We start from the raw sequence: 17,654 nt of genomic DNA on the forward strand, positions 1-17,654 counted from the left end.
GCGCCGTCCGCTTTTTCCACGACGCCTCCATGCCGAAGAAAAATCTCGTCTATATCCAGTCGCTGCGCAATGGCGCGGCCGATCGCGCCGGCCAGCCGGTCGCTTACCGGGGCGGCACGCGCTACATGAAGGCGCCGCTCGAATTCCTTGTCGAACGCCTGAACGATTCAACGCTCGGCGAGCGCTATGCGCTCCAGGGCGTGATCGTCGACGACGACGAAGGCTCGCCGGCCGACCGCGCGAAGGTCGCAGACTACGGGTTCGCGCGCACGCCGGGCCGCCCGTGGATCCTGCCGGAAGGGCTGACGGTGCAGGGCCGGCTCGTCGACGAACTGTTCTGCACGATTGCGTCGACGTATCGCCGGCTGCCGCGCGATGCGCGTGAGCGCGTGACGGGCAAGCAGGCGTTCGAGCGCCGGCTGCTCGAACGCCTGCTCGAGCTCGACGCCGACGTGGTTGTGCTCGACGGGCTGCTCGTGATCCTCGACGAGCTCGTGCGGCCCGGCGCGCGCTTTCACCGGCGCATCGCGAACATCCACCCCGGCATCACGGCCGACGATTCACCGTACCAGCGGCGCGGCGCATGGGCGACGCTCGATGCGCTGCACGGCGCGCGCGGCGAGCGCGTCGACTGGGCAAGCGGCGCGAGCACGCGCGTCGAACCCGTGACGATGACGGGTGCATCGTTTCACTACGTCGACAACGGCATCGATTCCGGCGAAGTGATCTGCGACGTGCTCGACACGCCGATCGCGCCGGACGACACGATTCTCGAACTGCGCTGGAACAACTTCCAGCGCAGCCTGTTTCCGGCGCTCGAGCGGGGGCTGCACATCCTCGCCGACCGCCACGACGCGGGAGCACTGTGATGGAAGACACGCTGACGAAACCGGCTGGTGCGGCAGATGCCGTCGAAGGCGAGGTGGCCGCGGCGCTCGACGGCGCGGCGCATGCGAGGACGCAGCCGACGTCTCCCGTCGAGCGCGCGCTCGATGCATGGCGGCCCGACGATCCGCCGGCCGCGCTGCTCGCGGAATTCGTCGCGCTGTTCAACACGGATACGCGGCACGATATGGCGACGGTGTCCGTGCCGCTGGGGAGTGCCGATCCGGCGGCCATCGCGTCGTACGTCGACCGCGCGGTGCGCGGGGGCGTGATCGACGGCGCGCAGATCGAAGGCGGCCGGTTGCGCCTGAATGCATCGCGCGCGACGTTCTGGCAGAACCCGCAACCGTGGCTGACGGCGCCCGCATCGAGCGGGATGCCGCTGCGCTACGCGATCACGAACGGCCATCGGCATCCGGTGCGACCGCCGTCGCCGGCCGGCGAGATCTATGCGCGCTACATGCCGCAGGTCGGGATGACGTTCAGCCTGCGCACCGTCGACGTCGACACGCATGCGCAGCTTTTCAGCGACTGGATGAACCTTGATCGCGTCGCGCACTTCTGGGATCAGCGCGGCACGCGCGACGAGCACGCCGCGTATCTGACGGAGCGGCTCGCCGATCCGCACATGCATCCGATGATCGGCTATTTCGACGACACGCCGTTCGGCTATTTCGAGTTCTACTGGGCGAAGGAGGATCGGCTCGCGCCGTTCTACGATGCGCACGACTACGATCGCGGGCTGCACCTGCTGATCGGCGACTCGCGGTTCCAGAGCGCGGGCAAGCTGCATGCGTGGTGGAGCGGGGTGCTGCACTACATGTTCGTCGACGAACCGCGCACGCAGCGGCTCGTGGGCGAGCCGCGGGTTGATCACGTGCGGCATATCGCATACATGCACCGGCTCGGGTTCTACACGCTGAAGGAATTCGATTTCCCGCACAAGCGCGCGGCGCTGACCGTGATGGAGCGCGAAACGTTCTTCGACACTTTCCGGTTGCCGTGACCGGACGGGGACGCGCGGCGGCCGGGTGACGTGCCTCGCGACCTGCCGGGGTGGGCATCGGCCGTTCGGGATATGGATCAGCCGGGCCGCATGAGGAAGAATGGATTTCCTTCCCATCCACGACAGGTCGTGACGATATGGCCAGTACACTCGCCACAGCGCGGGGCGCGCCTCCCGGTCCACGCCCCCGGCATTGACATATGCCAACATATGCCTGGAATGGGCGCATCGAACTCCCGAGGAGTGGCTCATGCGCACCGTTTCCATTTTCAAGACCGCCCGTAACCAGGCAATCCGTATCCCGAAGGACATGGAATTCGAGGGCGTAACCGAGCTCGAGATCCGCCGCGAGGGCGATACGCTGCTGCGTCCGGGGCGACCGACATGGCTGTCGTTCGCGAACGAACCTCTGGCCGATTCCGACTTCCTCATCGAGCGCCCGGCCGTCGTCGAAACCGGCCGTTTCGACCTGTCCGGCGCCGATCACGACGCCTCGCCGGAGTCGGGCCAGTGACGACGCTCTACATGCTCGATACGAACATCCGTTCGTTCATCATGCGCGAGCGGCCGCCCGTGGCGTTGTCCCGGCTGCAGTCGTGCGTCAATGCGCAGCACCGGATCGTCGTGTCGGCGATCACCTATGCCGAAATGCGATTCGGCGCCGTGGGCAAGAAGGCATCGCCCAGGCATGCGGAACTCGTGACGGCCTTCGTCGCAAGGCTGGACGGCGTGCTGTCGTGGGATACGGCCGCAGTCGACGCAACGACCGCGGTTCGAGCCGGGCTCGCGGCACGCGGCACGCCGATCGGCGCAAACGATGCGTCGATCGCCGGCCATGCGATTGCCGCCGGCGCGGTGCTCGTGACGAATAACAGTCGTGAATTCAGTTGCGTCGCGGGGTTGTCCGTCGAAGACTGGACAATGTCGGCCTAACGTGCGTTCCCGCAAGTGAAAAAGTCATGTCCCGGTTCGGGCGGCTGACACGTACATCGGCAGACTCGGAATGGGCTCGAACAACGCCTCGATATCGTCGGCCGAGAACTTGACGTTTCCCGATGCGTTATCGGCGAGTATGGCATCGATGGAAAAGAGGAGTCAGATCGACGACATGCACGGCATTTTACGCCCGCAAGTCTCGAGGGCGCGTCTCGCATCTTGCTGGCGCGCCCCGGACTGTTTGTCGTACTGCCGCTCATCTTCGGCATGCGGATAGATACCCGTGATAGCGATCGACGCATCATGCAGGTTCTTCCGGATGAAGCGCAGGCCGGTGTCGGCGATGCACGTCACGCCCGGGAAACGGGCCGATCCGTGAGGAAGGCGCCGCGGAACGCGTCGAGATACCGGTCTGCGTCGTCGTTGAATTCACCAGGCAACAGCGCGAACGCACGTGCCAGCAGGTCCTGCCCGAGCATCGCGTAAATCGCTTCGTCGGATAACAGCGCGTGAATGGCGTCGCGCGTGGGCGGCAACGCAATTCGCTTTGCATCGCGCGCCAGCAACGCCGCCGCCGCCAGTTCCGGCTGGAAGCCATGCAGTTCCACGAGATCGGGCGCAACGTCCCAAATGCGCTCGCGATTGCCCGCGTCGTGAAAATGCGTGAGCAGGAACAGCAGGTCGTACGCGTCGCTGTTCTGGCGCGCGCGCCGGTCCTTCCACGCAAGCAGTTTCAGCAGCACGAGTGCCGGCAGGCTGGCCACCGGCACCACGACGCCCGCGCCGACCGACACGGGCAGCGCCGTATCGACCGCTTCCTGGAAACCCAGCACGTTCAGCACGAATTCGCCGCCGGGCGGCCACGCGATTTCGCCGGGCGGCGTTTCGAGCGGCCCGAAGGGCACGAGATCGAGCTCCGTGCGAAACCCCTGCGTGCCGCTGTCGAACAGCAGCTTTTGCTGATGCTTCGGCGTGTGCGCGAATTGCCCGGTCGCGACGAGCGCATCGACGAGCTGCGCGTGAAACGGCCAGCTCACCGCGCACACCGCGATGTCGACGTCCCGCGTCGCGCGCACCGGCCGGATGCCGTGGACGTGCCACATCAGGATGTCGCGCGCGGTCGCGCCGGCGACGACGAATGCCGCGTCGAGCCGTGTGCAGGCCGCGCCGACCGCACGCAGCAGCGAGAGCGCGGCCGGCTCGAGCGGCCGGCGCGGGTCGACTTCAAGCGGGCGGATGGGCGAGGTATCGGTCATGGATCTGCTCGGCGGCGGCAAGATTGCGGCCGTCTCCGGACGAGACGAGATCCGCGTAGATCAGGAGCGGCGGCACGAGCGGCACCTCCTGCTCGCGCCAGTCGAGTGCCGGCGACGGCGGCCAGAACGCTTCGAGCAACTCGACGTCGCCGCGCTCGTCCGGACGCAGGCGCGCCTCGAGCAGCAGGCGGTTCGGCACGGTGCGGTGCGTATAGACGGTGATCGCGGCCGGTTTCAGGTCGTGCGTCAGCAGGTCGGCTGCCGGTTCGCCGCCGAGCCGCGCACCGAACGCCGCGAAATCGAAGTCGCGCCACCAGTCGGGCGCAAGCGCGGCAAACCGCCGGGCCGGCAGTTTCGCGCGCAGCCGGCTCGGGTACAGTGCGACCCATTCCTGCACGAAGCGCGGCCAGTCGGGAATCAGGCGCTCGCCGTTGCGCCGCTGCGCGACGAGGCCGCGCGCAATCAGATCGTCCATCGCGAGATTGACGGTGCCGAGCGCGACGCCCGACTCGGCGGCGATCGCGCGATACGGCTGCGCGACAAGCCCCGGCTGCGTGGCGATCGCGAACATCACGGCGAGCCCCTTGGGCGTCGTTGCGCGCGAGGCCTGACGGCGCGGCGTGCGGGCAGGTTTCGGCCGGCCGGCGATCATCACGGTGGCCTCCGGCTGGATCAGGCTCGCATTGCCGGCGGTATCGAGAAACGGAATGTCGTGCTCGGTCAGGCGGGCGGCCAGTTCGGCAGAAAAATAAGGCGCGACCAGCATCAGCGGCCGTTCGCCCGGCGCCGGCGTGCCGCCGCGGCGACGCAGCAGCGCGAGCGCGCCCTGCAGCGATTCGACGCCGACGCTCACGGCCGCCGGCATTTCGAAGGTCTGCCCAGCGATGTCGAAGCGGATCATTGCGTCGGCACGCGCCTGGCCCGCCGCCGGCACGCGCACGGGCCGAGCATTGAAGCGTCGGGTCGCGCGCGCGAACGCGGCGCAGGCCTCGTCGAGCACGTGCTGTTCCGATATCGGGAGAGGAGCGTTCGCGGGCATCACGGAGGATCGCTTGTTCACTGTTTTGTCAGTGTACACAAAAAATGTACAGCTTTCAAAAAATGAACAAATTCTCTCAACCATTTGATGTAAATGAAGTATTCCAGGATGATGGGCAACAGAAAACGACACCCTCCGCATGAAAAATCGATCACGAACGCATGGTGTCGGGTGGACCGATCGAATGCGGCAGTCGTCCGGATGGACAGCGCTTCCGGGCGCCGCGCGCTTCGTCCCGCGCCGGCATGATCAACCAGCAACCAGTAGTTGTCGCCACGACGACTTTATGTCTGTCCGGTTGTCGCTCAACGGACTATCCTTGCCTGCACATTCCCCACTGGACAACAGGAGACGACACCGTGACGCACAGCGTGATCCCCGCAGGCCTCGCCGACGAAATGATCGAGATCCGGCACCGCATCCATGCTCACCCCGAGCTGGGTTTCGAGGAATTCGCGACGAGTGACCTCGTCGCCGAGCAGTTGCAAGGGTGGGGCTACACGGTGCATCGCGGGCTCGGCGGCACGGGCGTCGTCGCGCAGTTGAAAGTCGGCAACGGCACGCAGCGCCTCGGCCTGCGCGCCGACATGGACGCGCTGCCGATCCACGAATCGACCGGCCTGCCGTACCAGAGCACGATCGCCGGCAAGATGCACGCATGCGGCCACGACGGCCACACGGCGATGCTGCTCGCGGCCGCGAAGCACCTGGCGCGCGAGCGCCGTTTCTCCGGCACGCTGAACCTGATTTTCCAGCCGGCCGAAGAAGGGCTCGGCGGCGCGAAGCAAATGCTCGACGACGGGCTGTTCGATCTGTTTCCGTGCGACGCGATCTTCGCGATGCACAACATGCCCGGTTTCCCGACGGGCAAGCTGGGCTTCCTGCCGGGGCCGTTCATGGCGTCGTCGGATACCGTGATCGTCGACGTGCAGGGGCGCGGCGGCCACGGCGCGGTGCCGCACAAGGCGATCGATCCGGTCGTCGTGTGTGCGCAGATCGTCGTCGCGCTGCAGACGATCGTGTCGCGCAACGTGTCGCCGCTCGACATGGCGATCGTCACGGTCGGCGCGATCCACGCGGGCGAGGCGCCGAACGTGATTCCCGATCGCGCGCAGATGCGCCTGTCCGTGCGCGCGCTGAAGCCCGAGGTGCGCGACCTGCTCGAAACGCGCATCAAGGAAGTCATTCACGCGCAGGCGGCCGTGTTCGGCGCGACCGCGACGATCGACTACCAGCGGCGCTACCCGGTACTCGTCAACGATGCGGAGATGACCGCGTTCGCACGCGGCGTCGCGCGCGAGTGGGTCGGCGAAGCGAACCTGATCGACGGGATGGTGCCGCTCACCGGCAGCGAGGATTTCGCGTTCCTGCTCGAGCAGCGGCCGGGCTGCTACCTGATCATCGGCAACGGCGACGGGGAGGGCGGCTGCATGGTGCACAACCCCGGCTACGACTTCAACGACGCGGCACTGCCGACCGGTGCGTCGTACTGGGTCAGGCTGGCCGAGACGTTCCTGGTGTGACGGATGGCGCGTGAGGTCCGGGGCCGTGCATGCGTGCGCTGGTCCCGGCTGCCCGAGACCAATTGGGACATCGGCCAGGCTAGAACGCGTCCCCGCCGAACAACGCCGCCGCCGCATCCGGATTCGACGGCCAGTACATGTGCATGTACGTCGCGACGATCGCGCCCGCGCGATAAACGGCTTCGCCGCTGCCAGCCTCGCCATCGGGCCGGGCGGCGGTCGCGACCGGCACCAGCGGCGTATCCAGCCGAGAATAATGAAACGTATGACCGCGCATCGGCCCGGTGCACGTATCGAGTCGCTGCATGCCGAGCGCCGCGAACCGGCGCTGCATTGTCGCTTGGCCTGACAGCAGTCCGAGCATCGGCGTCGTGACGCCCTCCACGTCGGTCAGCGATTCGCACAGATACACCATCCCGCCGCATTCCGCGACGATCGGCCGACCGGCCGCCGCGTGCATGCGAATCGTCCGCGCGGTCACGGCATTCGCCGCCAGCGTCGCCGCATGCAGCTCCGGATAGCCGCCCGGCAGGAACAGCGCATCGCAATCGTCGGGCACGGGTTCGTCGGCAAGCGGCGAAAAGAACCGCAACTGCGCGCCGAGCGTATCGAGCAGCGCGAGATTGGCCGGATAGATGAACGAGAACGCCGCATCGCGGGCGATCGCGATTCGCTTGCCGGCGAGCGCGCGCGGCAGCAGAGCGACAACGTCCGGTTCCGCGAACGTGACGGCAGGCGGCAACTCGGCAAGCGCGGTGTGCGCGAGCACGTCGGCCGCGCGATCGAGCCGTGCGTCGAGATCGTCGATATCGGCCGGCTGGTGCAGCCCGAGATGCCGCTCCGGCAGCGCGATGCCCGCATCGGCCGGCACGTGCCCGAGCCAGCGCAAGTCGTCGGGCAGCGCCTGCCGCAGCAGTTCCGCGTGGCGCGGCGACCCGACACGGTTCGCCAGCACGCCGTAAAACGGCACCCCGGGCCGGAACCGCGCGAGCCCGAACGCGATCGCCGCGAAGGTTTGCGCCATCGCCTTCGCGGAAATCACCGCGACGACCGGCACGCCGAACGTCGTCGCGAGATCGGCACTGCTCGGCGTGCCGTCGAACAGCCCCATCACGCCTTCGATCAGGATCAGGTCGGCGTCGCGCGCGGCCTCGGCGAGCAGCGCGCGGCATCCGGCTTCACCGACCATTCCGAGGTCCAGCGCATGCACGGGCGCGCCGCTCGCGCGCTCGAGCAGCATCGGATCGAGAAAATCGGGCCCGGTCTTGAACACGCGCACGCGCCGGCCGAGCCGCCGGTGCAGCCGCGCGAGGCCGGCCGTCACCGATGTCTTGCCCTGTCCGGACGCGGGTGCGCTGACGAACAGCGCGGGGCAGGCCGGCATCGGTCAGAACTCCACGCCGCGCTGTGCCTTTACGCCTTGCTCCTTGTACGGATGCTTGACGAGCCGCATTTCGGTGACGAGGTCGGCCGCGTCGATCAGCGCATCGGGCGCATGCCGCCCGGTGACGACGACATGCACCGCATCCGGTCGCGCGGCGAGCGTCGCGAGCACTTCGTCGAGCGGCAGGTATTCGTACTTCAGCACGGTGTTCAGCTCGTCGAGGATCACCATCCGGTATTCGCCGCTTTCGATCATCCGGCGCGCCTCGTCCCAACCCTTGCGGGCGGTCGCGATGTCGGCGTCGCGGTTCTGCGTGTTCCATGTATAGCCGTCGCCCATCGTCACGAAGTCGCACTCCGCGACCGCGCCGAGGAAATCGCGCTCGGACGTGTGCAGCGCGCCCTTGATGAACTGCACGACACCGAGTCGCATGCCGTGGCCGAGCACGCGCACGGCCATGCCGAACGCGGCCGTGCTCTTGCCCTTGCCGTTGCCGGTGTTGACGATCAGCAGGCCCTTCTCGTGCGTGGCGGCGGCCTGCTTCTTTTCATGGCCGGCGCGGCGGCGTTCGGTCATCCGTTGATGGGATTCGGCATCGGTCTTCATCGGGAGTCGTCCTGTCGAAAGCGAAACAAAGGGTTCAGAGCGGGCCGGCGAGTGCAACCGTCACGCCGCCCAGGATGGATTTGGGGCCGAGCAGCCGGCCATGCGGCGCCGCGAGCTGCGCACAGGGTTCGGCCACGCCGGCGACGCCGAAACGCGCAAGCGCGGCCGCCGACGGCACACTCGGCGCCGGTTCGGGACAATGCGCGAGCTGCGCCGCGTCGAATGCGACGAGCGGCCAGCCGCGCCGCGCGCACAGCGTGCGCAGCGCACGCGCGCGGGCCTTGTCGGCGAGCGTCGCGACGACGGCCGGCTCGACGGCCGGGTAACGCGCGAGCGCTGCGCGGATCGCGGCATCGAGTTGTGCGGCCGTCACGCCCGCGCGGAAACCGACGCCGAGCGCGACGCGCATCACGCGCCGCTACCGCCGAGCGCCGCGCGCACCGCCGGGTCGTCGGCAAGCGCCGCGACCCGGCCGATCACGACTGATCGCCGGCGAGCCGACTACCGGTCGCGCCGACGCGTTCGACCACCGTATCGAGCGTCGCGAGCACGTGCCGCTGCCCGTCACGCGTCGCGTTCTCGATCGCCGCGCACGGCGTGTCGCCGGCCAGCCCGCCGTCGCGCAGCGCGGCCGCGATCGCGTCGAGCCGGCGAATGCCCATGTAGATCACGATCGTCATGCGCGTGGCGGCCAGCGCGCGCCAGTCGGGTTCGTCGGCGCCCGCACCGTGGCCCGTGACGAAGATCACGCCCTGCGCGTCGCCGCGATGCGTGACGGGAATGCCGAGCGCGGCCGGCGCGGCGATGCCGGCCGTGATGCCGTTGACGACTTCGACCGGGAACCCGGCCGCACCGAGTGCGAGCAATTCCTCGCCGCCGCGGCCGAACACGAACGGATCGCCGCCCTTGAGCCGCGCGACGCTGCGGCCCGCGCGCAGGTGCGCGAGCATCGCGGCGACGATCGCGTCCTGCGGCGTCGACGCATGGCCACCGCGCTTGCCGACATGCTCGATGCGCGCGTCGGCGCGCGCGTGGCACAGCACGTCGGGGTTCACGAGATCGTCGACGAGCAGCACGTCGGCCGCGGCGATCGCGCGCACGGCCTTCAGCGTCAGCAGATCGGCATCGCCCGGGCCGGCGCCGACGAGCCATGCGCGGCTCATCGCGGGCGGCACGGCGCGCACCGTGTCGAAGCAGTGGAAAGGGGAAAGCGGGCGGCACATCGGCTGCCGACGGACAGGCAAGACATGATCGATCGAGCGAAGCCCGCGCGAGCGCGGGCGGAATACGCACCCCATCCGTCCCCCGCGGACCGGGCGTTCGGCGAGCATCGGGCTCGCCCCTTGCGTCGGCCGGTATCCGGGCTGGCCGCTTGCCAGGCCGCAGCCTTCCCGCCCGCTGAAGGGCAGTGGCATCGCGGGCGGCCTGGGCGCGCGCGCGGCAAGCGCGGCGCGCGGGCGGCGTACCGTTGCGGGGACAGCACAGGCCGGGCGGACATTCGCCTCCTGTTTCCCGTTTGACTGCATGCGCGCAAATGCGCGTGCGAGCACCGAACGCGGCGCATACGATAGCACAGCGACCGATTCGCGCGAACCCGTCACGCGGGCGCCGGATGCGGCTTCCCGCACGGTGCCGCGGCCGTGCCGAACATCCCGCGGTAGCCCGTTTCGCCTTGACGCTCCCCGCACCGCCGCCTACACTCGCACGCGTTTTGGTGCTCGCGCGCGCTCCTCCGGCGCGCGCAGTTAAACGGGAAACAGGGAGCGTGACTGCGCCGCAGTCGAGCCAACCTGTGCTGCCCCCGCAACGGTAAGCGAACGCGTCGCGCCCAGCGCGATGCAGCGCCGCTTCGCCGCATGCCAGCCGCATGCGGACGACCGCCACTGGATGCCGCGTGCATCCGGGAAGGCGAAGCGGCGTGTTCGTCAGCCCGGATACCGGCCGAAACGTTGGGGTTCAGCGCCGCGGGGAGGCGGCGCATCGTCCACGGCCGCAGCACGCCCGACGCCCGAGCGTTTCCCGCTTTCTTCGCCGATTGGCCCGCCGCGCCTGCGCGCCCGGGCCGGCGCGACGAACGGCAGGCAGCGCGGGAGCAGGGCCCACGACGGCCGTGTTGGCATTCACCATGTCGACCGTTCGCAAGGAAGCGTCATGTCCGATTCGTCGTTCCGTCCGTTCCGCGGCCGTCCGTCCGGACTGCGCCACGACCTTCCCGCGATCCGCCAGCTGACATGCCGCGCCGCATCCGACGCGACGATCCCGGCCTGATTCCATTCTCGACACAGGATCTACCATGTCCCTACGCAAGCTTCCCGTCACGATCGTCACGGGCTTTCTCGGCAGCGGCAAGACCACGCTGATGCGCCACATCCTGCAGCACGCCGAAGGCCGCCGCATCGCGGTGATCGTCAACGAGTTCGGCGAACTCGGCATCGACGGCGAAATCCTCAAGGGCTGTGGCATCGGCTGCGAGGACGCAGACGGCGCGGACGGCGCTCAGGGCGAGGCGGCGGGCCAGTTGTACGAACTCGCGAACGGCTGCCTGTGCTGCACCGTGCAGGAAGAGTTCTATCCGGTGATGGAGGCGCTCGTCGAGCGCCGCGCCGACATCGACCACGTGCTGATCGAGACCTCGGGCCTCGCGTTGCCGAAGCCGCTCGTGCAGGCGTTCAACTGGCCGACGATCCGCAACAGCTTCACGGTCGACGCGGTCGTGACCGTCGTCGACGGGCCGGCCGCCGCGAGCGGCCAGTTCGCGGCAAACCCGCAGGCCGTCGACGCGCAGCGTCGCGCCGATCCGAATCTCGACCACGAATCGCCGCTGCACGAACTGTTCGCCGACCAGCTGTCGTCGGCCGATCTCGTGATCGTGAACAAGGCCGACCTCGTCGGCGACGCGCAGTTCGCGGAAGTCGAAGCCGCGATCCGCGAAGACATCCCGCCGCAGGTGAAGATCGTGCGCGCGACGCGCGGCGAACTGGATCTCGCGATGCTGCTCGGGCTCGAATCCGCGTCGGAGGCAACCATCCATCTGCGTCACGACCATCACGGCTCGGCCGACGACGGCGACCACGACCACCATCACGACGATTTCGATTCGGTCGTCGTGTCGGGCGATGCGGGTTCGCGCGAAGCGACGATCGCCGCGCTGCAACGTGTCGTCGAGACGCACACGATCTACCGCGCGAAAGGCTTCGCGGCGCTGCCCGGTGCGCCGATGCGGCTCGTGATCCAGGGCGTCGGCCGTCGTTTCGACAGCTATTTCGATCGTCGCTGGCAGGACGGCGAAACGCGCGCGAGCCGCTTCGTGCTGATCGGCGAGGATCTCGACGCGGCCGCGCTGCAACGCGCGTTCGACGCCGCGTGCGCGGCCCGGACGCAACAGGCGTAACGCACGATGCATCTGCTGCGCACCACGCCGGGCGGCTTCGTCGACGATACGCAGGGTGTCGTCCGGATCGACCAGCAGCCGGCCGACATCGTGATCCTGAGTTCGGCCGACACGACGCTGTCGCTGCTGGCGAGCGTCGTGCCGACGATGCCGGCGGGTTTTCCGAGCGTCCGGCTCGCGAACGTCACGTTCCTGCGGCAGCCGGCGTCGGTCGACTTCTATGTCGACGACGTGCTGCGCCACGCGAAGACGGTCGTGATCGACCATCTCGGCGGCGAAGCGTACTGGCCGTACGGAATCGAGCAGGCCGTGACGCTCGCGTCGAAGCAAAGGCAACGGCTCGCGATGTTCTCGGGCGACCTGCAGGAAGACCCGAACCTCGTCGCGAAGAGCACGGTCACGCCGGACCTGTGCCGGCTGTGGTGGCGCTACCTGCGCGAAGGCGGGCTGCACAACGCCGCCGCGCTGCTGCGCAGCATTGCCTTCCATACGCTCGGCTTCGGCGACGAGCCCGAGCCGCCGCGGCCGCTGCCGGCCGCGGCGCTGTATCACCCGGCACGCGACACGGCGAGCATCGACGACTGGCGTACGCGCTGGACGCCCGGCGCGCCCGTCGTCGCGATCCTGTTCTATCGCGCGCACTGGCAGGCCGCGAACACCGCCGTGTTCGACGCGCTCGCCGATGCGCTCGTGCGCGAAGGGCTCAATCCGCTGCCGATCGCGGTCACGTCGCTGAAGGACGCGGTGAGCCGCGAGGTCATCACGCAACTCTGCGACACGCATGACGTCGCGCTCGTATTGAACACCACCGCGTTCGCGGCGGGCGCGATCGACAGCCCCGAACCCGACGTGCTGGCCGGCGACGCTCCCGTGCTGCAGGTGATCCTGTCCGGCGGCAATCGCGACGCGTGGGTGGCCGACAACCAGGGGCTGCATGCGCGCGACATCGCGATGCACATCGCGTTGCCTGAAGTCGACGGGCGCATCGTCACGCGCGCGGTGAGCTTCAAGGGGCTCGCGTATCGTTGCCCGCACACCGAAGTCGACGTCGTGCGCTATCAGCCGGATGCCGAACGGATCGCGTTCGTCGCGGCGCTCGCGCGCGGCTGGTGCCGGCTGCGCACGCTCGACAATGCCGACAAACGCATCGCGCTGATTCTCGCGAACTATCCGCAAAGCGAAGGGCGGATCGGCAACGGCGTCGGGCTCGATACGCCGGCGTCCGCGCTGCGCGTGCTCGCGGCGTTGCGCGAGGCGGGCTACGCGGTGGCCGAATTGCCGGCCGACGGCGACGCGCTGATCGAGCGGCTCACCGAAGGCGTGACCAACGACCCGGCCGTGCACGCACTGCGCCCGGCGTTCCAGAGTCTCGCGCTGGCCGACTACGTCGCGCATTTCGCGCGGCTGCCGGCCGCGGTGCGCGACGCGCTGAACGAACGCTGGGGGCCGCCCGAAGCCGACCCGACGCTGCGGCAGGGGCGCTTCACGATCGCCGGCTGGCGCGCGGGCAACGTGTTCGTCGGCATCCAGCCGTCGCGTTCGCGCGACGAGAACGACTATGCGAGCTACCACGATGCGGACCTCGTGCCCCCGCACGCGTATCTCGCGTTCTATTTCTGGCTGCGCGATGCCTTCGGCATCGACGCGGTCATCCACCTCGGCAAGCACGGCAATCTCGAATGGCTGCCGGGCAAGAGCGTCGCGCTGTCCGACGCGTGCTGGCCCGACCTGACGCTCGGGCCGCTGCCGCATCTGTATCCGTTCATCGTCAACGATCCGGGCGAGGGCAGCCAGGCGAAGCGCCGCGCGCAGGCCGTGATCGTCGATCACCTGATGCCGCCGCTCACGCGCGCGGAAAACTACGGTCCGCTGCAGGATCTCGAGCGGCAGGTCGACGAATACTACGAAGCGCTGATGGTCGACGCGCGGCGCGCGAAGCTGCTGCGCAAGACGATCCTCGCGACGATCGCCGAGCATCGGCTGCACGACGAACTGAGCGTATCGCCGCCGCGCGACACGGGCGACGAGGACGCGCTGCTCACGCGCGTCGACGCGTGGCTGTGCGAACTGAAGGAAGCGCAGATCCGCGACGGGCTGCACGTGTTCGGCGCGTCGCCGGCCGATCGCCAGCGGCGCGACACGCTGCTCGCGCTCGCGCGCTTTCCGGTCGGCGACGGCAAGGGCGAACGGGCCGGGCTGATCGGTGCGCTCGCGCGCGATCTCGCGCTCGGCGACGATTTCGATCCGCTCGCGGCCGACTGGGCCGTGCCGTGGACCGGGCCGCGGCCGTCGGTCCTGCAGGCGCTCGATGCGTCGCCGTGGCGTCATGCGGGCGATACGCGCGAGCGGCTCGAATGGCTCGCGCAGCGGTGGCTCGACGGGCTGTGCCCGGCCGCTTGCGACGACGACGGCAATTCCGGTGCTTGCGGCATCGACACGACACCGCCCGGCGAATGGCCGCACACGCTCGCGGTGATCGACCGCGTGCGCTCGACGCTGATCCCCGCGCTCGACGCATGCGGCGGCGAGGAAATGCGCCAGTTGCTGCGCGGGCTCGACGGCCGCTTCGTGCCGCCGGGGCCGAGCGGTTCGCCGTCGCGCGGCCGTCCCGACGTGCTGCCCACGGGCCGCAACTTCTACTCGGTCGACACGCGCGCGGTGCCGACGCAGGCCGCCTGGTCGCTCGGGCTGAAATCCGCGCAGCAACTGATCGAGCGCCATCTGCAGGATCACGGCGACTATCCGCGCGCGATCGGGCTGTCGGTCTGGGGCACCGCGACGATGCGCACCGGCGGCGACGATATCGCACAGGCGTTCGCGCTCATCGGCGTGCGGCCGAAATGGGCGCACGGCAGCCATCGCGTGACCGACTTCGAGATCCTGCCGATCGAGATCTTCGACCGGCCGCGCATCGACGTGACGCTGCGCGTGTCGGGCTTCTTCCGCGATGCGTTCCCGAACCTGATGCACCTGTTCGACGCGGCCGTGCAGGCAGTGGCCGCGCTCGACGAGCCGGAGGAACTGAACCCGATCCGCGCGCGCATCGAGCGCGAACGCGAGCAGTGGATCGCGCGGGGCGTGGCGCCCGACGAAGCGCGGCGCCGTGCCGGCTGGCGCGTGTTCGGCGCGCGGCCGGGCAGCTACGGCGCGGGCCTGCAGGACCTGATCGACCGGCGCCGCTGGCAGACCGACGCCGATCTCGCCGACGCATACCGCCAGTGGGGCGGCCATGCCTACGCGCAGAACAGCGCGGGCGATGCCGCGCCCGACGTGTTCGGCGAGCGGCTCGCCACGATCGACGTCGTCGTGCAGAACCAGGACAGCCGCGAGCACGACCTCCTCGATTCGAACGACTACTACCAGTTCCAGGGCGGGATGACGGCGGCCGTGCGGCACCTGTCCGGGCAGCAGCCGAGCATCTACCACGGCGATCACGCGAACCCGGCCGCGCCGAAGATGCGCACGCTGCGCGAGGAAATCGCTCGCGTGATCCGCTCGCGCGTCGTCAACCCGAAATGGCTCGACGGCGTGAAGCGTCACGGCTACAAGGGCGCGGCGGAAATGGCCGCGACCGTCGACTATCTGTACGGCTACGACGCGACCGCGCGCGTGCTGTCGGATCACCAGTACGCGCTCGTTGCCGACGCCTACCTGTTCGACGACGACACGCGCGCGTTCCTCGAACGGCACAACCCGAAGGCGCTGCACGGCATTTGCGAACGCTTCGTCGAAGCGATGCAGCGCGGGCTGTGGCAGCGGCCGGGCGACTATCACGAGCGGATCGAAGTGGTCTGGCTCGCGAGCGAACAACTGCAGGAAGGAGGAAGGCGATGACCGATCCGACGACGCACCGCGCCCGCGCGGTGTTCCCGTTCGCGGCGCTGGTCGCGCAGCAGCCGTTGCAACAGGCGCTGCTGCTCGCGGCGATCGACCCGTCGCTCGGCGGCGTGCTCGTCAGCGGGCCGCGCGGCACCGCGAAATCGACCGCCGCACGCGCGCTCGCGGAACTGCTGCCCGAAGGCGAGTTCGTCACGCTGCCGCTGTCGGCGAGCGACGAGCAGGTGACGGGCACGCTCGACCTCGCGCATGCGCTCGCCGAAAACGGCGTGCGCTTCCGCCCCGGGCTGCTGGCGCGCGCGCACCGCGGCGTGCTGTACGTCGACGAGGTGAACCTGCTCGCCGACGGGCTCGTGGATACGCTGCTCGACGTCGCCGCGAGCGGTGTGAACGTGGTCGAACGCGATGGCGTGTCGCATGCGCACGATGCGCGCTTCGTGCTGGTCGGCACGATGAATCCCGAGGAGGGCGAACTGCGCCCGCAACTGCTCGACCGCTTCGGGCTGATGGTCGAGCTCGAGAACTGCTTCGATGCCGCGCAGCGCGAACGGATCGTGAAGGCGCGGCTGGCGTTCGATCTCGATCCCGACGCGTTTCGTGCGCGTCATGCGACTGAGCAGCATGAACTCGGTGACGGAATTCGTGCGGCGCGGGCGCGGCTGGCGAGGCTGGATTTCGACGATGCGGTGCATGCGCGCGTCAGTGCGCTGTGCATCCACGCGGCCGTTGACGGGCTGCGCGCCGACCTCGTGATGCTGCGCGCCGCGCGTGCCCTTGCCGCGCTGGAGCATGCCGATGCGGTGACGGTGTCGCATGTGGAGCGCGTGGCCGACGCGGTGTTGCGGCACCGGCGCTATGCCGGTGCGCCGCCGTCTTCCGGCGCGTCACCGGCGAATGGCGAGCGCCGCGATCAGCACGATCGATCGCCGCCGGACACCCGTCGGCAGCCTGGCGAACCGGGCGCGGCGAAGCACGACGCCACCGCATCGCAAGGCGACTGGGGCTACCTGCCGCCCGAGCCGGCCGGGCTGCGCGACGTGAAAAGCGTCGTGCCGCTGCCGCTAAAAAAACGCTGAGCCATCGAGCCGACGCCGCCGCGAACGCCGTTCGCGGTCCTCGATGGCACTCAGGCGCGACCGCGCGGGTGCCGGGCACCGCACGCGCGGGCACGGCCGTTGCGTGGCCCGCGACGCTCGCCGCGAAGCGCGGCGGCCCGTTGCATGCGACGCATCTGCGCTTTCGCAAACAGGCCGGCGCGCCGCGTGCGCTGCATTGCTTCGTGCTCGACTGTTCCGCGTCGATGCTCTCGCGCGAACGGCTCGCGCTCGCGAAGGGTTTGATCGTCGCGTATTTCGATCTGGCCGCGCGTGAGCGCATGGAAACCGCGCTGATCTGCTTCGGCGGCAACGGTGCCGCGCGCCGCTTCGGCCCGGCCGTGCCGCGCTGGTGGAATGCGCGCTGGCTCGAACCGGTCGACGGCGGCGGCGGCACGCCGCTGGCCGATGGCATCGCGGCCGCCGCCCAGTTGCTCGCGCGCGACGCGCGGCGCACGCCGGCGCCGGACAAGCAGCGCTGGCTGTGGGTGTTGTCCGACGGGCGCACGCGCGAGACGCCGCCGAAACCGGCGGCCGCCGATCACGTCGTGTTCGTCGACTTCGACGATGCGGCCGTGCGGATCGGACAGGGCGAAAGGCTCGCCGGCGCATGGGGTGCGCAATGGGTGACGGCCGAATCGCTTTGCCGCGGATTGACCGGTTGATCGACGACGCAGGCCGATGGGCGGCGCTGCGC

At 69.2% G+C, this 17,654-nt stretch carries 14 protein-coding genes, 1 pseudogene and 2 riboswitches; of the genes and pseudogenes, 9 read left to right on the top strand and 6 right to left on the bottom strand.

Going from position 1 to position 17,654, the window contains the following annotated elements; all coding sequences use genetic code 11:
- Positions 1-29: 29 nt before the first annotated feature.
- The 4 genes from J7024_RS21320 (at position 30) to J7024_RS21335 (ending at position 2,824) form a co-directional block, all read left to right on the top strand.
- Positions 30-869 carry a formyltransferase family protein gene (locus tag J7024_RS21320; RefSeq protein WP_124825732.1) on the top strand — a complete coding sequence of 280 codons (840 nt, stop codon included), beginning with the start codon at positions 30-32 and terminating at the stop codon, positions 867-869.
- Positions 869-1,891 carry a GNAT family N-acetyltransferase gene (locus J7024_RS21325; protein WP_124825731.1) on the top strand — a complete coding sequence of 341 codons (1,023 nt, stop codon included), beginning with the start codon at positions 869-871 and terminating at the stop codon, positions 1,889-1,891. Before J7024_RS21320 ends, J7024_RS21325 begins: the two co-directional genes overlap by 1 nt.
- Positions 1,892-2,141: 250 nt before the next feature.
- Positions 2,142-2,405, top strand: a complete 264-nt coding sequence (vapB, locus tag J7024_RS21330; RefSeq protein WP_175750848.1) for a type II toxin-antitoxin system VapB family antitoxin — start codon at positions 2,142-2,144, stop codon at positions 2,403-2,405.
- Entirely contained in the window at positions 2,402-2,824 is a 423-nt protein-coding gene (locus tag J7024_RS21335; protein WP_234745456.1) for a type II toxin-antitoxin system VapC family toxin, read from the top strand. The genes vapB and J7024_RS21335 overlap by 4 nt, the downstream gene beginning before the upstream one ends.
- A 353-nt stretch (positions 2,825-3,177) precedes the next feature.
- Here the strand turns inward: J7024_RS21335 and J7024_RS21340 are convergent, their stop codons facing one another.
- Both J7024_RS21340 and J7024_RS21345 read right to left on the bottom strand, forming a co-directional pair.
- Entirely contained in the window at positions 3,178-4,083 is a 906-nt protein-coding gene (locus J7024_RS21340) for a nucleotidyl transferase AbiEii/AbiGii toxin family protein (protein ID WP_175750850.1), read from the bottom strand.
- On the bottom strand, positions 4,052-5,122 hold the full coding sequence (locus tag J7024_RS21345; protein ID WP_234745466.1) for a type IV toxin-antitoxin system AbiEi family antitoxin: 1,071 nt from the start codon (positions 5,120-5,122) through the stop codon (positions 4,052-4,054). The genes J7024_RS21340 and J7024_RS21345 overlap by 32 nt, the downstream gene beginning before the upstream one ends.
- 359 nt (positions 5,123-5,481) lie before the next feature.
- Between J7024_RS21345 and J7024_RS21350 the strand changes: the two genes are divergently transcribed.
- The gene (locus J7024_RS21350; RefSeq protein ID WP_124825728.1) at positions 5,482-6,645 is read left to right on the top strand and encodes a M20 aminoacylase family protein; all 1,164 of its coding nucleotides are present in this window, start codon (positions 5,482-5,484) and stop codon (positions 6,643-6,645) included.
- Between the two features lie 79 nt (positions 6,646-6,724).
- Here J7024_RS21350 and J7024_RS21355 read toward each other — a convergent pair whose 3' ends face one another.
- From J7024_RS21355 to cobA, 4 genes and pseudogenes are all read right to left on the bottom strand, one after another.
- On the bottom strand, positions 6,725-8,029 hold the full coding sequence (locus J7024_RS21355; protein WP_175760607.1) for a cobyrinate a,c-diamide synthase: 1,305 nt from the start codon (positions 8,027-8,029) through the stop codon (positions 6,725-6,727).
- A gap of 3 nt (positions 8,030-8,032) precedes the next feature.
- On the bottom strand, positions 8,033-8,635 hold the full coding sequence (gene cobO, locus J7024_RS21360; protein WP_124825726.1) for a cob(I)yrinic acid a,c-diamide adenosyltransferase: 603 nt from the start codon (positions 8,633-8,635) through the stop codon (positions 8,033-8,035).
- Positions 8,636-8,669: 34 nt separating this feature from the next.
- Positions 8,670-9,044, bottom strand: a complete 375-nt coding sequence (locus tag J7024_RS21365) for a cobalamin biosynthesis protein (protein WP_124825725.1) — start codon at positions 9,042-9,044, stop codon at positions 8,670-8,672.
- Positions 9,044-9,798, bottom strand: a pseudogene (gene cobA, locus J7024_RS21370) (uroporphyrinogen-III C-methyltransferase). The gene J7024_RS21365 and the pseudogene cobA overlap by 1 nt, the downstream one beginning before the upstream one ends.
- Positions 9,799-9,968: 170 nt before the next feature.
- A riboswitch (cobalamin riboswitch) is annotated at positions 9,969-10,205 on the bottom strand.
- A gap of 125 nt (positions 10,206-10,330) precedes the next feature.
- Positions 10,331-10,595: riboswitch (cobalamin riboswitch) on the top strand.
- Positions 10,596-10,928: 333 nt separating this feature from the next.
- Between cobA and cobW the strand changes: the two are divergent.
- From cobW to J7024_RS21390, 4 genes are all read left to right on the top strand, one after another.
- On the top strand, positions 10,929-12,026 hold the full coding sequence (gene cobW / locus J7024_RS21375) for a cobalamin biosynthesis protein CobW (RefSeq protein ID WP_124825723.1): 1,098 nt from the start codon (positions 10,929-10,931) through the stop codon (positions 12,024-12,026).
- A 6-nt stretch (positions 12,027-12,032) separates the two neighbouring features.
- The gene (cobN, locus tag J7024_RS21380) at positions 12,033-15,860 is read left to right on the top strand and encodes a cobaltochelatase subunit CobN (protein ID WP_175770130.1); all 3,828 of its coding nucleotides are present in this window, start codon (positions 12,033-12,035) and stop codon (positions 15,858-15,860) included.
- Positions 15,857-16,939: an ATP-binding protein gene (locus J7024_RS21385; RefSeq protein ID WP_234745460.1), complete on the top strand. Its 1,083-nt coding sequence runs from the start codon at positions 15,857-15,859 to the stop codon at positions 16,937-16,939. Before cobN ends, J7024_RS21385 begins: the two co-directional genes overlap by 4 nt.
- A 68-nt stretch (positions 16,940-17,007) precedes the next feature.
- Positions 17,008-17,622 carry a vWA domain-containing protein gene (locus J7024_RS21390; protein ID WP_124825720.1) on the top strand — a complete coding sequence of 205 codons (615 nt, stop codon included), beginning with the start codon at positions 17,008-17,010 and terminating at the stop codon, positions 17,620-17,622.
- The last annotated feature ends 32 nt before the right edge of the window (positions 17,623-17,654 follow it).

The organism is Burkholderia sp. WTPI3 (genome assembly GCF_021483755.1).
GTDB lineage: Bacteria > Pseudomonadota > Gammaproteobacteria > Burkholderiales > Burkholderiaceae > Burkholderia.

Bases quoted from the DNA above. Each gene is read 5' to 3' on its own strand.
- cobO (WP_124825726.1), bottom strand. From the start codon at position 8,635: ATGAAGACCGATGCCGAATCCCATCAACGGATGACCGAACGCCGCCGC.
- J7024_RS21345 (WP_234745466.1), bottom strand. From the start codon at position 5,122: ATGCCCGCGAACGCTCCTCTCCCGATATCGGAACAGCACGTGCTCGAC.
- J7024_RS21320 (WP_124825732.1), top strand. From the start codon at position 30: ATGCCGAAGAAAAATCTCGTCTATATCCAGTCGCTGCGCAATGGCGCG.
- J7024_RS21325 (WP_124825731.1), top strand. From the start codon at position 869: ATGGAAGACACGCTGACGAAACCGGCTGGTGCGGCAGATGCCGTCGAA.
- J7024_RS21365 (WP_124825725.1), bottom strand. From the start codon at position 9,044: ATGCGCGTCGCGCTCGGCGTCGGTTTCCGCGCGGGCGTGACGGCCGCA.
- J7024_RS21340 (WP_175750850.1), bottom strand. From the start codon at position 4,083: ATGACCGATACCTCGCCCATCCGCCCGCTTGAAGTCGACCCGCGCCGG.
- cobW (WP_124825723.1), top strand. From the start codon at position 10,929: ATGTCCCTACGCAAGCTTCCCGTCACGATCGTCACGGGCTTTCTCGGC.
- vapB (WP_175750848.1), top strand. From the start codon at position 2,142: ATGCGCACCGTTTCCATTTTCAAGACCGCCCGTAACCAGGCAATCCGT.
- J7024_RS21355 (WP_175760607.1), bottom strand. From the start codon at position 8,029: ATGCCGGCCTGCCCCGCGCTGTTCGTCAGCGCACCCGCGTCCGGACAG.
- cobN (WP_175770130.1), top strand. From the start codon at position 12,033: ATGCATCTGCTGCGCACCACGCCGGGCGGCTTCGTCGACGATACGCAG.
- J7024_RS21385 (WP_234745460.1), top strand. From the start codon at position 15,857: ATGACCGATCCGACGACGCACCGCGCCCGCGCGGTGTTCCCGTTCGCG.